The 21222-nt window shown below is 43.0% G+C and carries 13 protein-coding genes; 6 read left to right on the plus strand and 7 right to left on the minus strand.

The window, feature by feature from the left end:
- Positions 1–28: 28 nt before the first annotated feature.
- Positions 29–1732 (minus strand): GGDEF domain-containing protein, encoded by a 1704-nt coding sequence (locus JFY49_RS15285; protein WP_166170776.1) that lies wholly within the window; start codon positions 1730–1732, stop codon positions 29–31.
- A gap of 1387 nt (positions 1733–3119) precedes the next feature.
- Here JFY49_RS15285 and omp33-36 point away from each other — a divergent pair.
- Positions 3120–3995 carry a porin Omp33-36 gene (gene omp33-36, locus JFY49_RS15290; protein WP_086196505.1) on the plus strand — a complete coding sequence of 292 codons (876 nt, stop codon included), beginning with the start codon at positions 3120–3122 and terminating at the stop codon, positions 3993–3995.
- A gap of 48 nt (positions 3996–4043) precedes the next feature.
- On the opposite strand, the gene JFY49_RS15295 is transcribed toward omp33-36, so the two are convergent.
- From JFY49_RS15295 to JFY49_RS15305, 3 genes are all read right to left on the minus strand, one after another.
- The gene (locus JFY49_RS15295) at positions 4044–4739 is read right to left on the minus strand and encodes an ion channel (protein ID WP_200223353.1); all 696 of its coding nucleotides are present in this window, start codon (positions 4737–4739) and stop codon (positions 4044–4046) included.
- A 274-nt stretch (positions 4740–5013) separates the two neighbouring features.
- On the minus strand, positions 5014–6729 hold the full coding sequence (locus tag JFY49_RS15300) for a cation acetate symporter (protein ID WP_086196507.1): 1716 nt from the start codon (positions 6727–6729) through the stop codon (positions 5014–5016).
- Positions 6730–6733: 4 nt separating this feature from the next.
- Entirely contained in the window at positions 6734–7063 is a 330-nt protein-coding gene (locus JFY49_RS15305; protein ID WP_086196508.1) for a DUF485 domain-containing protein, read from the minus strand.
- A 182-nt stretch (positions 7064–7245) separates the two neighbouring features.
- On the opposite strand from JFY49_RS15305, the gene JFY49_RS15310 reads away from it, so the two are divergent.
- Together JFY49_RS15310 and JFY49_RS15315 are read left to right on the plus strand one after the other, a co-directional pair.
- Positions 7246–10737, plus strand: a complete 3492-nt coding sequence (locus JFY49_RS15310; RefSeq protein WP_166170778.1) for a PAS domain-containing hybrid sensor histidine kinase/response regulator — start codon at positions 7246–7248, stop codon at positions 10735–10737.
- Positions 10738–11162: 425 nt separating this feature from the next.
- Positions 11163–11930 (plus strand): hypothetical protein, encoded by a 768-nt coding sequence (locus JFY49_RS15315; protein ID WP_166170780.1) that lies wholly within the window; start codon positions 11163–11165, stop codon positions 11928–11930.
- Between the two features lie 70 nt (positions 11931–12000).
- Here JFY49_RS15315 and JFY49_RS15320 read toward each other — a convergent pair whose 3' ends face one another.
- Positions 12001–12651: a response regulator gene (locus JFY49_RS15320; protein WP_086196617.1), complete on the minus strand. Its 651-nt coding sequence runs from the start codon at positions 12649–12651 to the stop codon at positions 12001–12003.
- A 376-nt stretch (positions 12652–13027) separates the two neighbouring features.
- Here JFY49_RS15320 and msuE point away from each other — a divergent pair, with 376 nt between their 5' ends.
- The 3 genes from msuE (at position 13028) to JFY49_RS15335 (ending at position 16552) form a co-directional block, all read left to right on the plus strand.
- Positions 13028–13762 (plus strand): FMN reductase, encoded by a 735-nt coding sequence (msuE, locus tag JFY49_RS15325; protein WP_200223354.1) that lies wholly within the window; start codon positions 13028–13030, stop codon positions 13760–13762.
- 35 nt (positions 13763–13797) lie between these two features.
- Positions 13798–14904 (plus strand): dimethylsulfone monooxygenase SfnG, encoded by a 1107-nt coding sequence (sfnG, locus tag JFY49_RS15330; RefSeq protein ID WP_166170782.1) that lies wholly within the window; start codon positions 13798–13800, stop codon positions 14902–14904.
- 232 nt (positions 14905–15136) lie between these two features.
- A complete protein-coding gene (locus JFY49_RS15335; RefSeq protein ID WP_166170784.1) occupies positions 15137–16552 on the plus strand; it encodes a PQQ-dependent sugar dehydrogenase in 1416 nt (471 codons plus the stop codon).
- Positions 16553–17691: 1139 nt separating this feature from the next.
- Here JFY49_RS15335 and JFY49_RS15340 read toward each other — a convergent pair.
- Entirely contained in the window at positions 17692–18873 is a 1182-nt protein-coding gene (locus JFY49_RS15340; protein ID WP_200223355.1) for an acyl-CoA dehydrogenase family protein, read from the minus strand.
- A 130-nt stretch (positions 18874–19003) separates the two neighbouring features.
- The gene (gene acs, locus JFY49_RS15345) at positions 19004–20947 is read right to left on the minus strand and encodes an acetate--CoA ligase (RefSeq protein WP_200223356.1); all 1944 of its coding nucleotides are present in this window, start codon (positions 20945–20947) and stop codon (positions 19004–19006) included.
- Positions 20948–21222: the final 275 nt, after the last annotated feature.

Genomic DNA, 21222 nt, shown 5'->3' on the forward strand with positions numbered 1-21222 from the left:
AGTGAGGGTGGTTTTTATTTGTACTAGATCACCCCGCCACTTTATTTTTACCATTTGCCTTAGCCTGAAATAATGATTTGTCGGCTTTTTCCAGTAGTGACATCCACGATGCTCCCCCTACCACTACTCCAGCACTAACAGAAATACGAATATTCTGGTTTAATTCAGCAATATACAGTTCAGATCTGCCAATCTCCTGAAGAATTTTATTGGCAATAGCCCAAGCCTCCGGAAAATTAATGTGCTCGATTAAAACCAAAAATTCATCACCACCATAACGAACAATTAAATCCGAAGCTCTTACATTCAATTGCAATTTTTCTGCAATCAGTTTAATGACTTCATCACCGACAATATGCCCAAAAGTATCATTCACATGCTTAAAGTCATCGATATCAATAATGATTAAGCCAGTGTGCTTGAACTGATTCGGCTTATTCTCCAGATAACGGATATATTCCTCTAAAGCCAAACGGTTAGATACACCCGTCAAATTATCCGTATTGGCAATATTTCTGAGCTGAAATTCCAGTGCGTCACGCTGCTGTAGTACCCGCTTTAATTCTTTAAGGGCGTCTAATAAGGTGATTGGCTTAGCAGATAATGGTGTCTGTTTACTCTCTATAACCTGATGCTGTGCCAGTCGAAGAATGGTATTTCTGGCTTTAAGTAACGGTATAAAAACATGATTGCGCGCATAGATCATGGTAAAAGAAACCGCAACCAAACAGATCAGTGCCACCAGTAAAGTTAAAATCAGTTTTTGCTGGGCTTGTTTCTTCTGGGTTTGAGCGACCGTAACACTGTAATCCAGAATATAGCTTTGCAAATTGACTACTGTCAGGAATTTATCAACCATTGCTTCTGTGAGTTGCGTACCGGTCAATGAATAGGCCTGATTACGGATACTTTCATTCATCAGGCGAGTAACTATTGGAATACCTTGATCTAAAAACTGTGCTTTTACCTGCTGATGTAAAGCTAGATATTCTGGGGTTTTATCCTGCGCAGGCTGTATGGTATTCACTAAAGCCCATAAATAATGGGCCTGATGTTGCGTCTGCAATGACCGCGCCAAGTTATCTTCGGGGATTTTTTCATTAAAAGTCACCGCTGCCATAATATTAGAGGCAGTTCGACCAGCCTGATCACGTAAATCAGCCAAAATTAAAATCAGCGTATAGTAGTCTGAGACTGAAGTTCCTTCAGCTTCAGAATGTACCAATACATTTTCTATAATTGCTTTACAACTATCCCATGCCTTAAACATTTGCTGAATCGCCTGATCCAGCTGTCTTGCACTCCGTTCAGATCGCGGCAAGGCACTATAAACATCGACCGCATGACGACCTTGAGCCAAAGCCCCTTTTACATGAGAAGATAAGGCTTGAGCCTGAACAGAAAAACCTGCCGTAGCTAAAATTACACTTGTCTGCTCAATCTGCAGATCTACTTCTTTCCGGTAAGCTTCTAATTCTTTTATATTTTCTTCGAGTTCATCGGCACTACTCGACATCACCTTATTAGCAGGTGCCCGTTCACGGGAAATTTTATTGGCTAAATCAGCTACAGCACGAAGCGCAGAAATTTCAGTTAAGGCACGATCTGCTTTCTGATAGCTCTGATAACTACTGACAATTAAGGGAACAGATAAAAACAAAAGAGACAGTGCGATAATGATCATCGACCAAAACAGTCGCCGGCTGATATGTTCCGAGCGTAATTTATACATAAATTAATTACTCACCATACACACCAAATGACCTGTGATCATACTCAAATTATATATAAATATATTACACGATTTTGATCTAAAAAGAGTTAAAAATTAATCAATATTTTTAAATATCTGCATTCTATCAATCACTTATAATATTTTTTAAAATAAAAGTTAAAAAAAATCTAAATTCTTTAATAAAGCTTTAAGATCCAGTGCATATCTGTAGGGTTTCAACTCAATTTTTATTCTTTCCTTCAGATAGTAGCAACCTGCTTTTCATTGAGTGCAATTAAAAATTTTGCATATCTATAAATTACAGTTAAGCAAGCCGCTTAAATAGAAAATCCTGTTTCCCTTAAAGATCTCGACAAAATAATGCAGGACTATTTCTAGGAAGCCCCCAATTTATATTGTTTAAATTACCTGCTTATCTAAATATTGCTACTTGCATGATAAGAAAATATTTACACATGCCACAAATAAGTGCATAATGCACTGCATTAGGGCAAATTAAATATATTCTCAGCAGATTTTTTAATTTTTCCGAAGATTTTGGCGAAAAACCCCAGTTTTCTTTGAAAATTGGGGTTTTTTATACTTAAATTTCAAGAAAAATCTAATCCCCTACTACAAATCAAGCACCATATTAGTGCAATAAAAGTTAATTCTAGGGTTTCTACTTAAGGATTCAATCTCTAATGACTAAAAATAAGTTTTGCTATTAATATGATTATGCTTCCATTTTTATTGCCTGTTCTTACTTCGCAGCCAACTGCAATATTTTTCTGACATAAAAAAAACCCAACCTTGGGGAAAGTTGGGCATATAAAACAAAAACTTGTTTATGGAGAATCAGATCATTATCACATTATTGCAATGTAGTATGAATTGATAGATATATTATCGTAAAAACCGTTATAAAAGTAAAGCCTATCAAAACAGTAAGATTTAAAATTCATCTTAACAGCACGATATTTGTACTAAATAAATTACAATTTGTGTATTTTTCAATCAACACCATCCCGTTTTAGGTGAATTTTATTATTAGAATCAAATGAATAGCCTTAAAATGCTATACAGATCGTGCAATAAAGTATATTTCAATTGAATTTTACAATTAATTTTTAAATTTAATCCAATTTAACATTATACAAAGCCCCTAGTTTTTGCATATTTCTGAAAAAATAAGTTTTAAAAATGTTCATATTCATTTGTTCTAAAAACAAATTTTTCAAGTTGACCTGACACAGTTTAATCGTACTTTTTTTAACCAATAACATTATGTATAACAAAAAAACAACAAAATAATGTTCTTTTAGTTCATTGACTTAATGTTTTGTTACAATACAATGAAAGTAGTTTAATTCACCTGCAATAGAAAATAGAATTGGAAATTAATATGAAAAAACTCGGTTTAGCCACTGCTTTATTATTAGCCATGACCGGTGCTCAAGCATATCAAGTAGAAGTACAAGGTCAGTCTGAATACATCGACACCACAGCAAATGACAAAGATTTCACCGGTGGTTTGCAAGGTACTTATTACCTTAAAGATGTTGACTCTTCTAAAGGCCCATTGGCTGAAGCAGCTTTCTTAAACCAAGCATCTAACGTATCTGTTGCTTATAATTACGGCGAGTTAGGTTCAGACGATATCGACGTTATCGCTCATAACTATGGCGTTAAAGCTGAAGCTTATGTGCCAACTCAAGTTGTACCTGTATATGCTAGCGCTTCTTATAGCCACACAATTTTAGACAGCAAAAATAACAACGCCACTGATGATCAAGGCGACCGTTATGCCTTAGAACTTGGTGCATTTGCTGCGCCTAATTTCTTGGTTGCAGTAGGTTATACGAGCGTTGCTGATCAAACTGCTCTTGATGCATTCAATGTTATGGCTAATGGCGTTGTTAAATCAGTTGGTGAAACTGCTACGATCGGTGAAGATCAAGATGCAATTACTGCACGTACCAAATATGTTGGTGCTATTGACGGAACCAACATGGCAATCGGTTTTGAATCTGGTTTAGTTTACGGTGACGACACTGCTTATAACCTAGGTACAACTCTTTTCGTTACGCCTAAGTTAAGCGTTGGTGCTTCTTATGCTGAATCTAGCTTTGCTGGTACACCAGACTCAGCTTGGGGTGCAAACGTAAATTACTTCATCACTCCTGCAGTTGCAGTGGGCGCTTCTTACGTAAATGCGAATGCTGAACAGCTTGCGCTTGATACGCAAACTGTAGGCGTTAACGCTAAATTCCGTTTCTAATTTTTAATTAGATAAAGAATTTAAAAAGGACGCTTGATGCGTCCTTTTTTATGGCTCTTTGTCTTTAGAATGCTTGGGTAAATGGGCAATATATTGCAAGGCAATCAAGCGTGAAACAATGAGGGCCAGATACATAACCCCGGAAAACATTTGCAGTAGTGCCAGTACCCGTGCAGGGGCACTTAGGGGCATTAAATCCGATAAGCCGGTTGCAGACTGCAAACTAAAACTCAAAAACAATAAATCAAGCCAGTTTTGTAAACCTGTAACATTGGGGTTCTGAAAGCTGCCCGGCACCAACAGCTGGCAAACGTTATATAAAAAAGCAAATGCCCACGCCAGCAACGTAAATACCGCACCTGCAGCAAACAGTTCATCTCGGGTTAAATAGCGGTCTTCAAACATATAACGCAACAAACCATAGGCCGCGCTAAAGTAAGCTGCTGCTTCAAAACCATGGGCAATGACTTGCAGCCATGGATTTTTTATACCTAATATAATCAGGGAAGAAAAAATCACGGCGCCACTGACAAAACTTAAGCCCAAAATGGTAAACATCGGTGTTTGCCGAATGACTTTGGCAATCACCAGTAAAACCAGCACCCCCAGTAACCAGCTGAGCGTACGGTAAGGCGTGCTGTAATTGACGGCAACCGACAGAATTAAAATAATAAATTGTAATAAAAGTAGCCAAGCTGAAGGCAATACGCGAAATACCTTCCACACATCCATAATCGCCTGCATGTACTGCTCCAGAATATTGCTTTTTTATGCCTGAATTTTTTATGTTTCTTTTAATCAACTTAGCATGAATGATTGAAGCTGCAAGTAAAACATTTGTAGAAAAATGATAAAAGTCGCCCTCTTCTTTGCCAGATTTATGTTTGATAAAAGAGAGTCTCATCCATGCTAACAATAGGATTGAGAACCAAAGCCCAGCCTTGCAATCACGTTGTGTTCCCTTTGCTCAAGTCATAAAAAAAGCCCCTGATGGGGCTTTTTTTAAAGTAACTGTATCTTAGTGATCTGATGCACCAGAGATACCAATACCTGTTTGTGAACGTACATACTGTGCATCGAAAGCTTTGCGTTCTGCATGCGCACGTGCCGAACTGTCAGTCACAGAGAATAACCAGCAGCATAGGAACGATAATGGCATTGCAAAGATTGCTGGGCCATTGAATGGGTTGATTGGTGTCTCAGAAACACCCAAAGTATCTACCCAAACCGCTTTAGACAGTACGATTAGAGTTACTGCAGCAACAAGACCTGCAACACCGCCAGCTACTGCACCACGAGTGGTCAAACCTTTCCAGAACATTGACAATACCAGTACCGGGAAGTTCGCACATGCAGCAACCGAGAATGCCAGACCCACCATGAACGCCACGTTTTGTTTCTCGAACAGGATACCTAAAATCATCGCAAAGATCGCAAGACCTAGAGTTGCAATTTTAGACATACGTAGTTCAGATTCAGGTGTAGTTTGGCCTTTCTTGAATACGTTTGCATACAAGTCGTGTGAAATTGCTGAAGCACCAGACAATGTCAAACCAGCTACCACCGCAAGAATCGTTGCGAATGCTACTGCTGAAATGAAGCCCATGAACAAGTCACCGCCAACAGCATCAGCTAAGTGAACCGCAGCCATGTTGTTACCGCCAACAAGTTCTAACTTGCCAGTTACAGCCATTTTCGCCACATCAATGAATTGCGGGTTGTTTGATACGTAAAGGATCGCACCGAAACCAATGATGAAAGTTAAAAGATAGAAGTAACCGATGAAACCTGTAGCCACAACCACTGATTTACGTGCTTCTTTAGCATCTTTTACGGTAAAGAAACGCATCAGGATATGTGGAAGACCAGCTGTACCAAACATCAATGCCAGACCCAAAGAAATCGCGTCAATCGGGTTCGCTGCCAGTTTACCTGGGCCCATGATATTGCCTGCTTCTGCAAGGCTGATTTCATGTACTTTAGAGAATACCTGAATCGATTGTTCAAACATGTTGGTGAAGCTGAAGCCCACGCCTTTCATTACCATGAAAGCCATGAAAGTTGCACCTGAAAGTAACATCACCGCTTTGATGATCTGTACCCAAGTGGTTGCCAGCATACCGCCGAAGATTACGTAAGCCATCATCAAAAGACCCACAATCACGACAGCAATGTTGTAGTTCAGACCAAATAGTAATTTGATCAGCTGACCTGCACCTACCATCTGAGCAATCAGATAAAAGGCAACAACAACCAAAGAGCTAAGAGCTGCCAAAGTACGTACCGGTTTTTCTTCCAGACGGAATGAAACCACGTCAGACAAGTTGAATTTACCCAGGTTACGTAAACGCTCTGCGACCAGGAACAATACGATTGGCCAGCCCACCATGAAACCTAGTGAGTAAAGTAAACCGTCAAAGCCTGAACTAAATACCATTGCGGAAATACCCAGGAATGATGCTGCTGACATATAGTCACCGGCAATCGCCAGACCATTCTGGAAACCTGAGATACCGCCACCCGCAGTATAGAAATCTGCAGTACTGGTGGTTTGTCTTGCTGCCCATTTGGTAATCAGCAAGGTGAAGCCCACGAAAATCGCGAACATAATAATTGCATGCCAGTTGGTTGCTTGCTGTTCAGCAGCACCCAAATCTGGACTAGCCATTGCCATACCTGACATCAGTAGCGTAGAAGCAGCAACTGCTTTCGCTTTCAATGAATTCCATTTCATCTAATTACTGTCCTTTCTCATTCGCAATTGCTGCAACTTCTCGCATCGCTTCTTCATTTAATGCATCCAGTTTATTGTTTGCAATATACGAATAAACACCACATAAAATGAAAGACAATACAATAATGCTCAAGCCGAGTGGCATACCCAAAGTGGTAACGCCGCCGCCAACCGAACTCATTAAGAATTCTTTGTTATAACCAACTAAAAGCATAAAGCCGACATACACAATCAACATGATGATTGTTAATGTCCAACTTAATCTGCTTTTTCTGCTGACCATTTCTTTAAATTTGGGATTCTGTAGAATACGTTCTACATGTGCCTCATCCATAATCATGCTCCTGTGTGCACCCAGCCATAGGTGATTTTTTTAATTCGAATTATTTCGTTATCTAACTTAACAATCTTATTAGGTTCTTGTAATTACTACTTTGGTGTTAAATTTTGATCAATTAAAGCGGCAAGATTACTAGATAGGTTATTATTACGACATAAATTTATGCTGTAGGCAATATGAATAGTTGGCTCATTATCGGCGTGCTCGCCCTTTATATCGCGTTACTCTTTATCTGTGCATTTTTTGGTGAAAAACACGCCAGTCGCCTAAGTACCCGCGGTCGCATGTTTCTCTTTAGTCTAACCTTAGGGGTATATTGCTCATCCTGGACATTCTACGGTGCAACCGGGGCTGCGGTGCGTGAAGGCATTATATTCCTGCCCATTTACCTTGGTCCCCTGATTTTTGTCGGTGTGGGTTATGATATCTGGCGCCGTTTGGGACGTGTGCGCCAGCATCATGCCATTTCTTCCATTGCAGATTTTGTGGCTGCACGTTATGGCAAAAGCGGCCCTCTGGCATCCTTGGTCACCATTCTGGCAGTCATCGCAATTATTCCCTATTTAGCCTTGCAGCTCAGAGCGATTGCCTTGAGTGCTGCTGTAGTGTTGCAACAGAATACCGGCATACAAAGCACCACCAATAGTGTGCTGTTTTTGACTGGAATTTTAGCCATTCTGGCCATGCTGTTCGGTACCCGACAAATTGCCAATACCGAACAGCATGGCGGTTTAATGCTGGCCGTGGCATTTGAGTCTTTTGTCAAACTGTTTGCCCTGCTGTGTGTGGCTCTGTTCTTTGTCTTTGATGCCCCCGAAAACCTGGGGCAAATTTCCACGGATGTCGCAGAAACCTTTAAACAGGTTCAGCTGTTTGGTGTTCCCGAAACGTTCTGGGTGCAAACCTTACTCGCAGCCTTGGCGATTATCTGCTTACCACGACAATTCCATGTCGCGGTGGTTGAACTGCGGGATGAAAAACATATTCGCGGTGCACGTCGCTGGTTTGCCACTTATCTGATTCTGACCACAGTGGCGATTATTCCAATTGCCAGCTGGGCCTTGCATGCTGCACCGCATTTTCTTGCGATTCCTGATGTCGCTGTACTGTCCTTGCCGCTCAGTTATGATCAGGAGTGGTTGACACTTTTGGCTTTCCTGGGGGGGTTTTCTGCTTCTACGGGAATGCTGCTGGTCTCTTCAGTCGCCTTGTCGATTATGCTTAGTAATGACCTGATTATGCCTGCCTTATGGCGTACCGGCATACTTTCGCGTCATGACAAACGTCTGCCTCTGGTGCTGAAATTTACCCGCCGGGTGTGTATTTTAGCGGTCATGTTGCTGGGTTTCCTGTTTTTCCATTTCTTTAATGACATCGACCAGCTTTCAGTATTTGGCTTGCTGGCCTTCAGTGCCGTGGCCCAATTTGCTCCAGCCTTGATTGGTGGTCTGTATTGGCGTGGTGGCAGTAAACAGGGCGTATATGCAGGTCTAATTGCCGGTTTTGTCATGTGGGCCTATACCTTGCTGTTGCCTACCGTACTGCGCAGCCTGCCTGCTGAATACAGCCATTTTAGCCAGCAGTTCTTGCTTGCAGGGCCTTTAGGCATGGACTGGTTACGCCCCGAAGCACTGTTTGGTTTTCAGTCTTTTGCTCCCCTCACCCATGGCGTGACCTGGGCATTGGGTCTGAATATCGTGCTGTATGTGTGGGTGTCACGAATTTTCCGTCCCAGTATTGCCGAGCAAATTCAGGCGGAAAGTTTCTTCTATTATGAAACCAAACCTTTGCCGACCCACAATGCCTCAAGTGAAATCAATTACTCTCACCAGGATGTTGCCCGCCTGAAAGTAGGCGATTTAATTACCTTGGCCAAAAGGATTACCGGTGAAGGACCGGCCACTCATGCCTTTCAGCAGTTCTGTGCTCAAAACAACGTAATCCTGAATGAAAACAGCAATGCCAATGGCATGTGGTGGCGTTTTACCGAACAGTATCTGGCCGGAACCATTGGTGCTGCTTCGGCGCGTACCCTACTCACCACAGCCATGGTGAATAATGGTCTGGCACTCGGTCAGGTCGCCAATATTCTGGATCAGGCCTCACAATGGCAACGCTTTAACCAGAACCTGATCATGACCATGATTGACCATATGACCCAGGGGGTCAGCGTGGTCGATGAAAATATGTGTCTGGTGGCCTGGAACAATCAATACCTTAAACTTTTTGATTATCCTAAAGATATTGTCTATGTCGGCTGTCCGATTGCCGACCTGATCCGTTATAACGCCGAGCGCGGTGAATGCGGGCCGGGTTCGGTCGAAGAACACGTGCGCAAACGGATTCACTGGATGGCCATGGGCAGCGCGCATGAATTTGAACGGATCCGTAAAGATGGCCGCGTCATCCAGATGCGAGGTAATCCCATTGAAGGCGGCGGCTTCGTCACCACCTTTGCCGATATTACCGCTTTCCGTGAAAATGAGGCCGTACTTGAAGCGCGGGTACAAGACCGCACCCAACAGCTGGCCGATGCACTTTCCGAGCAGCAACTCGCCCGTGAACAGGCTGACCGTGCCAACATGTCCAAGAGCCGTTTCATTGCAGCAGCCAGTCACGACCTGTTGCAGCCAATGCATGCAGCACGTCTGTTCAGTACCGCTTTAGAACAAAGCGTACAGTCGGATGAAGACCGTAAAACCCTGCAACAGCTGGACCGTGCCTTGCATGGTGCGGAAAGCATGCTGTCTGCCCTGCTGGACATTGCCCGTCTCGAAGGCGGTACCATCCAGCCGAAACGTCAGCCTTATCCCTTACATGACCTGTTAAGTGATCTGGAACTGCAATTTAAATCTATTGCCGCACAACGTGGCATTAAATTCAGCGTGCATGATGCACAGTTCTGGATCGACACCGATCCACAGTGGATTCGCCGGATTATTCAAAACTTTGTCAGCAATGCCCTGCGCTATACCGCTAAAGGCAAGGTTGTAGTTGGTGTACTTCGCTCTAGCGAAAAACCACGCCATATCCGGATTGGGGTTTGGGATACCGGCCCCGGGATTGCCGAAGAACAGCGCATTAAACTATTTCAGGAATTTGAACGCTGTGGCCATACTTCGCCTTGGGGCGAGCAAGGTCTTGGACTCGGCCTGGCGATTGTGCAGCGTATGACCAGCCTGCTGGACTACCCGGTACATGTCTATTCTGAATATGGCAAGGGCTCGTGTTTTATGATTGAAGTGCCAATCGTGGATGCACCTAAAGTCGTGGCAGCACCTGTACAGGCCACCCCACTGAAAAGCAAGGCCTACAAGATTCTATGCCTAGATAATGATGAAACCATTCTGGAAGGGATGACGACCTTACTGACCAAATGGGGTTATCAGGTCTTTAAAGCCACTGAACCCGAACAGGCCCTAGAGCTGATCCAGCAAGAAAATATTCAGGTCTGGCTGGTCGATCAGCACCTGAACAACAATAAAATTGGTCTGGATTTCATTTTGGCCAACCGTCAGGAACAGGTTCCTGTGGCATTGATTACCGCAGATTCCGATCCTGAACTGCCACAGCATTTGAAAGATCTCAATATTGTGCTGCTGAAAAAACCGTTAAAACCAGCATCGCTGCGTTCCTGGTTATCGGGCTTAAAAATTTCCGGTTCTTAAGCGTTTTATTCAGAAATCACTACAGATCAAACACCCATTTCATGTATGTGAAATGGGTGTTTTCATTACATAAAAACACCCTCTATTAACCTAACTGGCAATTTATTTTTCATTTTAGGCAAAACTGCTCAATTTCTTTATTTTGGCTACCGCTTTATTGACCAGAAAATTCAATGTCATATTTCCTATGGCAAAGATGATCAAAATTTAAATATACATTTGTATAATTAGTTACAATTTTTCAAGTTATTATTATTAAAAATATTTTTACAGTAAAAATCCATTATATAACTTTAGTCGTATTTCGTTTGCGGTCAGCCAAGCTCATATATGAGAGTAATCAATGGTCAGTTTAATCTGTCTATCAGACTGCCTCAAAACACGGCCCACGAAACTGATCATCATAGAAAATACAGGAGTTTAAGATGAACATTTCTGAAGCCGGAAGTTATGGCATAGATCAATCGCAACAATTTTATCGTCAATATGGGGCCAATGCCCTGTTACCCGAAATTCAATGGACCGAACTATTTAAACCCAGCCACTTAAAGGACACTCATATTCAAGCCCTGAATACCTTGTATCAAAGTGCTGTCCCGCTTGCCTTACAGGTCTTCGATGAGTTGAATTTTGATGTCTTTAGCCCTGCAGCCTATAAACCGCAAGGTTTAGGTTTATTTGATCGCCTCGCTGAACAGGAAGACAAGTTGATTCAGTCTTTAGCAGCCGAAGCTAGAGACTTGACAGATACAGTACGTCACCAAATTTGGAGCATGCTATTGCGTGGTGGTGCGGTGCTGGTGTTTAAGGCATGGCTTGGAAAAGTCAAAACCGATCAGAATCTGCTCGATACCACCCAGTTTGATGAACTCTCTGATCTGCTGTTTATTAAAACCCCACCACTGGAATTGGCAAAGCATTTAGGAATCAATCCCCATGCCAATGAAGATCATATTTTCCTGCTGTATGGCAGTGATGTCTATTTAGACCGCTTTAACAGTCTGGAAACCGCAGCGTTGTTTGTCGATTTGGGCGTTTATGATGCCGCATTTTTAAGTTTACGCGATGACAGTGTGGCTGAATATCTGAAAGAGAAAGCCTATGTCTCTCAAGAGCAAATTGATGATCTGCAATGTGCACTCAATCCTTTATTTTGCACCGACAGTACTCCCAGACAAAGCTGTGTTGCCTGATCTAAAGCACTGATTACAAAAAAAGGCACTTGATCAAGTGCCTTTTTCGTTGAATGCTGTATTCAGCAGATTACATTTTCTTTTCTTCAATATTCAGGGCACTGATGGCCAATACTGCCTGAGTACGGTTTTGCACATTCAGTTTGCGGAAAATGGCCGTGACATGGGCCTTGATGGTCGCTTCAGAAACATCCAGCTCATAAGCAATCTGTTTATTCAGCAAACCTTCCGCCACCATCATCAATACACGGAATTGTTGCGGTGTAAGTGACTGAATACGTTCTGCCAGTGCAGTTTCATCCGCTGCACGCGGGTCAAAATTCATGTTGGCAGGTAAATTTGGCGGTAACCAGATTTCTCCTTCCAGTACCTGACGGATCGCTTCACCAATATGGCTTGGATGCGCAGATTTCGGAATATAACCCATTGCACCATGGGCTATGGCACGTTGAATAATTGACACTTCTTCATGTGCAGACACCACAATAATCGGAATGGACGGGTATTGTGCACGAACATGCACCAAAGCCGAAAAGCCCGAAGCTCCCGGCAAATTGAGATCCAGTAAAACCAAATCTGGTTCCGGCCCATTATCTAAGCGTTCATAAAACTCATTTACTGCAGCTGTTTCCTGAATTTGCGCTTGCGGCAAGCTGTAACGAACGGCTTGAATCAAGGCATGACGAAACAGTGGATGATCATCAACGATTAAAATATTCATAAGCAGCATGAAAGATCTTGTGCACATTAAGAGCTATTCTAACCACACTAGTGCTATTAAGGATATGCAATGAATAACTTTTTTCATCTGATATGAGATTATTTTCTCAAAAATCCCCTTTTTTCAAGGTTTTTCGCAAAATCATCAAACCTAATCATATTTTGATATAAATTTTATCGGCCAATTTAAAATACTTATCAATAAGCAATATAAATATATAAATCAACGTACTAAATCATATAAAAGCACATTTTGGTGACTTTTTCCTTTATATCTCAAAATAAGATAACTTTTCTTGATTTGCTTATTTTACAGAATATGCCTGCTGTTGATTAATAAAGCTATTCCAAGATTTTATGTTTTAGGTTATCCCCAAATGTCTATTTTAAATGCGCAAAAACCGTTGAATATTGTTGCTGTATCAGGCGGCTTAAACAATCCTTCTAAAACCGAGGCACTGGTACAAGCCATTATTGATGAACTCGGTGAAGCAACCCCCATTCATGTTCACTTTATCAAATTTAGCGAAATCGGTTCTTTACTGGGCGGTGCAATTTACCGTAACCAGTTGCCACAACGTGTACAGGATGATCTAGCCGCAGTTGAAGCAGCAGATGCCCTGATTGTCGGCACACCAGTTTACCGTGCCTCATTCACCGGGCTTTTCAAACACTTCTTTGACTTTGTAGAACAGACGGCATTGGTCGATGTACCGGTATTGCTGGCAGCTTCAGGGGGTAGCGAGCGTCATGCCTTGGTGCTTGAACATCAGTTGCGTCCATTATTCAGCTTCTTCCAGGCACAAACCTTACCGATTGGTGTTTATGCAACAGACCGTGACTTTACCCCTGAATATACCATTCACAGTGAACTGCTGCGTGACCGCATTACCCTCGCAGTAGCACGTGCATTGCCAATTCTTGAATGGGCTCCTGCCAAAGGCCAGCGTGCTGAAGTGGTCAAAGAGAAATCTCAGCTAGCCAACCAGAATCTGGGTATCAACAAGCAAATTGAACAAGAAGAAGTCCTTCCTTCTGCTGCAGTGCCAAGCCTTGATGCCGCAGAAGCACGCCTGCACAGCAAAAAAGTACCGAAGTCACAAGTCGCTTAAGAGCGCTAAAAAATTACATCCTGAGGGTATACAGAATGTCGATACAAGATAAGAACATTACATTTGCTTATTGGGTACCAAACGTCAGCGGCGGTTTGGTGGTCAGCGATATTGAACAGCGTACGGACTGGAGTTATGACTATAATGTCCGTCTGGCGCAAGCTGCGGAAAAAAGCGGTTTTGACTATGCCTTAACCCAGATTCGTTTTACTGCCGGTTATAACGCAGAAAACCAGCATGAATCGGTTAGCTTCAGCCATGGCATCCTGGCCAAAACTGAAAAACTCAAAGTGATTGCTGCAATTTTGCCGGGTCCGTGGAAACCGGCACTGGCGGCAAAGCAATTGGCGACCATTGACCACCTGACCAATGGCCGTATTGCCATTAACGTGGTCAGTGGCTGGTTCCGCGGCGAATTTGATGCCATTGGTGAAGAATGGTCTGAACATGACCAGCGTTATGCACGTTCAGAAGAATTTATCCGTAGCCTTAAAGGTATCTGGACGCAGGATCATTTCAGTTTTGATGGTCAATACTATCAATTCAAAGATTACACCCTCAGTCCAAAACCGCTACAAAAACCGCATATTGAAATTTTTCAAGGCGGTAGCTCACGTGCAGCGCGTGATATGGCATCGCGTGTATCGGACTGGTACTTTACCAACGGCAACACAGTGGAAGAGCTGAAAAAGCAGATTGATGATATCCGTGAAAAAGCCAAGGCCAATAACCATGCCGTGAAAATTGGGGTCAATGCTTTCATTATTGCCCGTGATACTGAAGAAGAAGCCCAAGCCGTGCTGCAGGAAATTGTGGCCAAAGCCAATGTCCAGGCAGTGAAATCTTTTGCTGATGCTACCCGTGAAGCGGGTGCTGCAACAGCAGAGGGTGAAGGCAACTGGGCAAAATCGACCTTTGAAGATTTGGTGCAGTATAACGATGGCTTTAAGACCAATTTAATTGGTACGCCGCAGCAAATTGCAGAACGTATTGTTGAACTGAAAGCAGTCGGTGTGGACTTGATTTTGTCTGGCTTCTTGCATTTCATTGAAGAAGTGGAATATTTCGGACAAAAAGTATTGCCATTGGTTCGTGAACTGGAAGCGCAACAGCTATCCGTTGTGACCGCCAAGTCCGCTTAAGCTGAATGATTAAGCGACAGTTGATGAGCTAAAAAACAAGAATCAAAGGCATCTCCAATCTTCCCTCAAGACTCGGCTTGAGGGATTTTTTTGCTTATGCAGCAGAGCTACCTTCGCTCAAACCGAACGCAATAACCAATCGGCAACCAGAAAAAACAAGAACAGCATGGTGACTGCCGCAACAAAATTTTAAAGTAAGGCGATAGCGGCAAAAAATAAGCTGGAAATAAAGATGTCTGCTCAATTCTTACTGCCCCTTGCGGGAGCTGCCATTGTACTGGCATTAAGCGGATGTGCCTCGTCATCCAGGTCTCCAATCTTAGACAGTTATGGTCCATACCCTCATCTGCCTGAACCCCAATCCAGTCTGTTTCCTACAGTGAATATCGCACCAGCCAAAGGCTGGCCTGCTGGCACCATGCCCACCCCGGCTCCAGGTTTGAAAGTTCAGGCCTTTGCCAAAGAACTGCAACATCCGCGCTGGCTGTATGTATTGCCAAATGGCGATGTGCTGGTGGCTGAAACCGATGCACCACCCAAACCAGATGACAGTAAAGGCTTTAGGGGCAAAATCATGCAACTGCTGATGAAACGTGCCGGATCATCGCATCAGAGTGCCAACCGTATTAGCCTGCTGCGTGATCGTAATGGCGATGGTGTCGCTGATCAAAAAACCATATTTCTACAAAATCTGAACTCTCCGTTTGGTATGGCGCTGGTCGGCAATACGCTGTACGTAGCCAATACGGATGCTTTAATGCGCTTTCCTTATCAAAAAGGTGCAACTCAAATTACCGCAAGCGGCAGCAAAGTACTGGATTTACCCGGTGGCCCGCTCAATCATCATTGGACCAAAAACGTCATTGCCAACCCTGCGGGCAGCAAACTCTATATTACCGTAGGTTCAAACAGTAACGTGGCAGAAAATGGCCTAGACCAGGAAACTGGTCGGGCATTAATTATGGAATTTGATATTGCCAGTGGCAAAACACGGCCCTTTGCTACAGGACTGCGGAATCCTAATGGAATGGACTGGCAACCACAGAGTGGTATGTTATGGACAGTCGTGAATGAACGCGATGAAATTGGCAATGATCTGGTGCCCGATTACCTGACCTCAGTCAAGGATGGTGCTTTTTATGGCTGGCCCTATAGTTATTATGGCCAACATGTAGACACGCGGATCAAACCTCAAAATCCTGAGCTGGTCGCACGTGCGATTAAACCGGATTATGCTCTGGGTAACCATACGGCTTCCTTAGGCCTGACATTTTATACGGCTCAATTAATGCCGCAATATCGCAGTGGTGCGCTGATTGGTCAGCATGGCTCATGGAACCGTAAACCGCATAGCGGCTATAAGGTTATTTTTGTGCCCTTTCAAAATGGCCAACCTTCGGGTATGCCCCAAGATGTATTAAGCGGTTTTTTAAATGATCAAGGTGAAGCACTTGGACGGCCGGTTGGCGTAGCGGTTGATCGTTTCGGAGCGATATTGGTCGCTGATGATGTGGGCAATATGATTTGGCGCGTATCGCCCATCGGGACAATGATGGATCATAGGCCCATCAATAAAAAGATAAGTCCCGCTTCTGCTGACCAAGAGCCTGTAACTTCACTACCTGCCGTAGAACAGGCAGCAAAGTAATTGTGGCTGAATAAAATGATATAAAAAAGCCCGACATCCTGTCGGGCTTTTTCGTATGGGGTAGTTAAGCATGACTCCTGTCTTGCTTCACAATCCTGGTGTATGAACGTTTTATTGTTGTTTTATGTTCCAGAACATCCTGTTCCTGTATGAATTCATCATAGGAAAAAAACTCGGCTGCGCCCATCCGCAAAATCCTTAAATTGATGTGCGCCAAAGCGTACAAAAACGGACATTTTTTCATCCATAAAATATGGGCATTCTTTTTGTCCCGGAAGAATTAATAACCCACCAAAAATTATAAAATTGAATTTTTATTGATCAATTTAATTGACAAAACATTACATATCCGGCTAAAAAATACACGAGTTGTTAAAACGTGTGTTTTTTGATCTCTTGGGTTTGGGATTTATGGATTTAAGTGTTTGACAAACAATAATATTTTAAAAATCTTTTTTATTTCGTATAACAGCCATTATGTTAGATATAGCTAAACTGATTTTGCATGTTACGAAGAATATCTTTAATAAAGTTAATTATATCAATATCTTATAATTATAAGAATGTATCATAAAAAAGTAATTTAGCTATAGAGGTCATTTGGAAAAGCTATCTAATAATTAAAATGAAGAACATTCCTGTAAAAATGGTTCCAATTATGAAATATATCAAAGGCACAAAATATCTTTGATACCAATGTGGGCTTTTCCCTTCACTGTCTATAAGACATCTTTCATTCCAAGTTGGTATGAGAAATATTAAAGCACAAGATATGAAAACAACTATTTTATTAAAACTAGATAAATCATTAATATAGTTTAAACCACTGTGTCTTTGAGCGAGCAGAAAGAATATAATTATTGGATAGAGTAGGAATCCAAGTAAGAGCCCCAACCACGTTAATGCATTATTACTCACAAAAAAACTCACTAAATTTTAGTTTTTCTAAAATTAACATAATACACCTTATACGAAATTAAAATTTATTTTATATAAATCAATTATTTAAATATAACTAAAAGCCTAATCTTCACAAATTAGGCTTTTTAAAGTGATTTTTCACGTTCCACGCTCTTAATTCATTTTTAAATCTAGAAGTAAAAAGGCTCCATTTCATAAAATGGCATTTTCTGATTTCATTACGAATAAAAACTCGGATCAGGTACTTTAGCCGTTAACACCCACTCCCCAATTTCCTGATATTTATAATCCACCGGGTCATGCAAAGTTTGGGTACGCACATTACGCCAGAAACGGTCCAGATTTAATTGGGCTGTGGTGGCACGTGCACCCATCACCTGAAAAATATTTTGTGTGATATACAACGAGGTATTGGTCGCCGCAATTTTGGCAGTCGCAATTGCAATAGACACTTCACCGCGCTGTTCAGCAGTGAGGTCATTGCCTAGATCCCATGCCGTCTGTAAGCTCTGAACCGCTTTAGCTGCCAGTAAACGTACGCCTTCCAACTGTACATAAAATTCGGCAAAGTGCTTTTGCGTAAACGGATCATTGACCGCATTTTCCACCAAGGATTTGGACCAGGCTTTTTGGCTCTGTACGGTTTGTCTGGCAGTTGCAAAAGCGCCTTCTGCCACGCCTAAAAACAGATGCACAAAAATCAGTTGCGCAATCAACGGACGTAAACTTGAATACGGCGTACTCAGGGGTCCCGGATTGAGCAATAACTCATCTTTTTTAATTTTAACCTGCTCAAAATGACTGGTACCGCTGTCAGTCTGGCGTTGTCCCATATTGTTCCAGTCACCTAAGAAGCTCACCCCTTCTCGGGCTGTCGGAATCACACCTATCAACAATTTACCTTTATCGTTGTAAGCTGAGCAGAGCAATACATCGGAATCGATCGAACCTGAACAGAAGCTTTTGTCGCCATGAAATAGATATGCATTTTCAGACACTTGGGTTGCAATGGTTCGTCGGTCTAAGGGATTTAAAGTATTGCCCCAAAACAGGTTTTCTTTTGCAGTTTGCTCCAACCATTTTCCATACTGTTCAGGCTGGGAAAACAGTTGCACCGTCGCAATCAGCAAATGATGAAAACCATAAACATGTGCCAGTGAACTGTCGACCTGGGCAATAGTCTGAATGGTTTGAAAAACTGTTTTCCAGTCTGCGCCCTGACCGCCATATTGCACAGGAATAGACAGCCCCAATAAACCACTTTGACGGATTAAATCACGCTCCTGTTTTGGGTTGCCGCCCTGTTTATCACGTTCAGCAGCAGTGGTTGCAAACTGTTCCGCCAGTTGTTGAGCGATGTATAATGGATTTGAAGTTAAAAGCGGGGATGAAGCATTCATAATATGATCTGATTATTGCTATATTTTTAGCTTAGCAGATGATGTTTTGCTGCTTTATCTGAATGCCTGCTGTGCTTATACATAAAATAAAAATACCGCCTCATTTTCAGGCGGTATTTTTATAAATGACTTATTTATCGGGATAGACCGTTGCAATCAGATTGTTCACCACCTGTGGGTCGGCCAGGGTTGAAGTATCTCCTAAAGTGTCCAGTTCATTGGCGGCAATTTTTCTTAAAATACGGCGCATGATTTTACCGGAACGGGTTTTCGGTAAAGCTGGAGCCCAATACAAGGCATCCGGTGTAGCTACGGGTCCCAAAACCTTACGCACCCAGTTAATCAGTTCATGACGCAGCTCTTCGGATTCCTCAAAATTTGCCTGTAAGGTGACGAATGCACAGATACCCTGTCCCTTAATATCATGCGGCATACCGACCACCGCCGCTTCAGCGACATGCTCATGCGCTACCAAGGCACTTTCCACTTCTGCCGTACCCAAACGGTGGCCAGAAACATTCAGTACGTCATCGACGCGTCCGGTAATCCAGTAATAGCCATCCTTGTCACGGCGGGCACCATCTCCGGTGAAATACGTCCCCGGATAAGTCGAGAAATAGGCTTCGATAAAACGTTCAGGATCACCCCAGATGGTACGCATCTGACCCGGCCAGGAATCCTTAATGATCAGGTTGCCTTCGGCTTCACCTTCAAGTTCCTTGCCTTCAGCATCGACGATGGCGGGTTGTATGCCGAACAATGGTCGGGTTGCAGAACCGGGTTTTAAATCGGTTGCACCCGGCAAAGGTGAAATCAGGATTCCGCCAGTCTCGGTTTGCCACCAGGTATCGACAATTGGACAGCGGCTTTCACCGACCACGGTATAATACCAGTTCCAGGCTTCCGGGTTAATCGGCTCACCCACCGAACCGATCAGGCGCAAGCTGCTGCGGTCACTTTCCCGAACGAAGGCATCGCCTTCGCGCATCATGGCACGAATCGCCGTGGGTGCGGTATAGAGGATGGAAACATTGTGCTTATCGACAATATGACCGGTACGCGCCCAAGTTGGATATTGCGGTACGCCTTCAAACATCACCGTGGTGGTGCCATTGGAAAGTGGGCCATAGATCACATAGGAATGCCCGGTAATCCAGCCCGCATCCGCAGTACACCAAAACACATCATCCTGCTTGATATCGAACACTTCGCGGAAAGTGGAATTCACATAAGTCAGATAGCCACCGGTCGTATGCAACACTCCTTTAGGCTTGCCGGTCGAACCCGAGGTATACAGAATGAATAGCGGATCTTCGGCATTCATCGGTTCAGGCGGGCAGATTTCATTCACCGACATGATTTCCATGTGATACCACAGATCACGCCCTGGCTGCATTTCAATCGGGTTGCCAGTACGGTGTACCACAATCACATGTTCAACCGATTCAGTCCCGGCAATTTTCAAGGCTTCATCAACATTGGCTTTAAGCAGAATCGGCTTGCCGCCGCGCATGCCGGAATCGGCGGTAATCACCATTTTAGCCTGACTATCTTCAATCCGGCTGGCCAGAGAATCTGGTGAAAAGCCGCCAAATACCACACAATGTACCGCACCAATCCGGGTGCAGGCCAGCATCGCAATTGCGGCTTCCGAAACCATCGGCATATATAGCACCACCCGGTCGCCTTTTTTAATCCCGTTCTTTTTCAGGACATTGGCAAAACGGCAGGTCTCATCATAAAGTTCGTTAAAGGAAATAATCTTATGACGGGACGGGTGATCACCCTCCCAGATAATCGCCGGTTTATAAGGGTGTTCCTTGAGATGACGGTCCAAACAGTTGGCACTGAGGTTTAGCTGGCCATCAGCGAACCATTCAATCTTGAAATTGTCCTTGTCAAAACTGGTATTTTTGACCTGGGTAAACGGTTTGATCCAGTCCAGCTTGCTGGCCTGTTCAGCCCAATATTCATCAGGCTGCTCGATGGATTTCTGATAACGCTCGAAATATTCAGACTCATTGGTGCGAGCGGTTTTTTTAAATTCTTCTGGTACAGGATAGATTTCATTCATTGCTTACTTCCTTGATCTTATTCATCTCATCACGAGATGTTATGCCGCGTTATTGCTTTATTTATTGACTGCGTATTTACAGTATGGCGATTATTTTTCAACCGCTTCAATCATGCTTTGGTCGTAGTTTATTTATACAATTTAAAACACAGACCTCTCATCATATTCAACAAAAAAATATGGTTCTATGAGTATCTGACCTGTTCTTTTAATCTTATAATTTAAGCATAGAACGTACTGTTAACTTTACAAAATACAATATTTTTCTTCTCTGA

It is taken from the genome of Acinetobacter sp. CS-2, assembly GCF_016599715.1.
Classification (GTDB): domain Bacteria; phylum Pseudomonadota; class Gammaproteobacteria; order Pseudomonadales; family Moraxellaceae; genus Acinetobacter.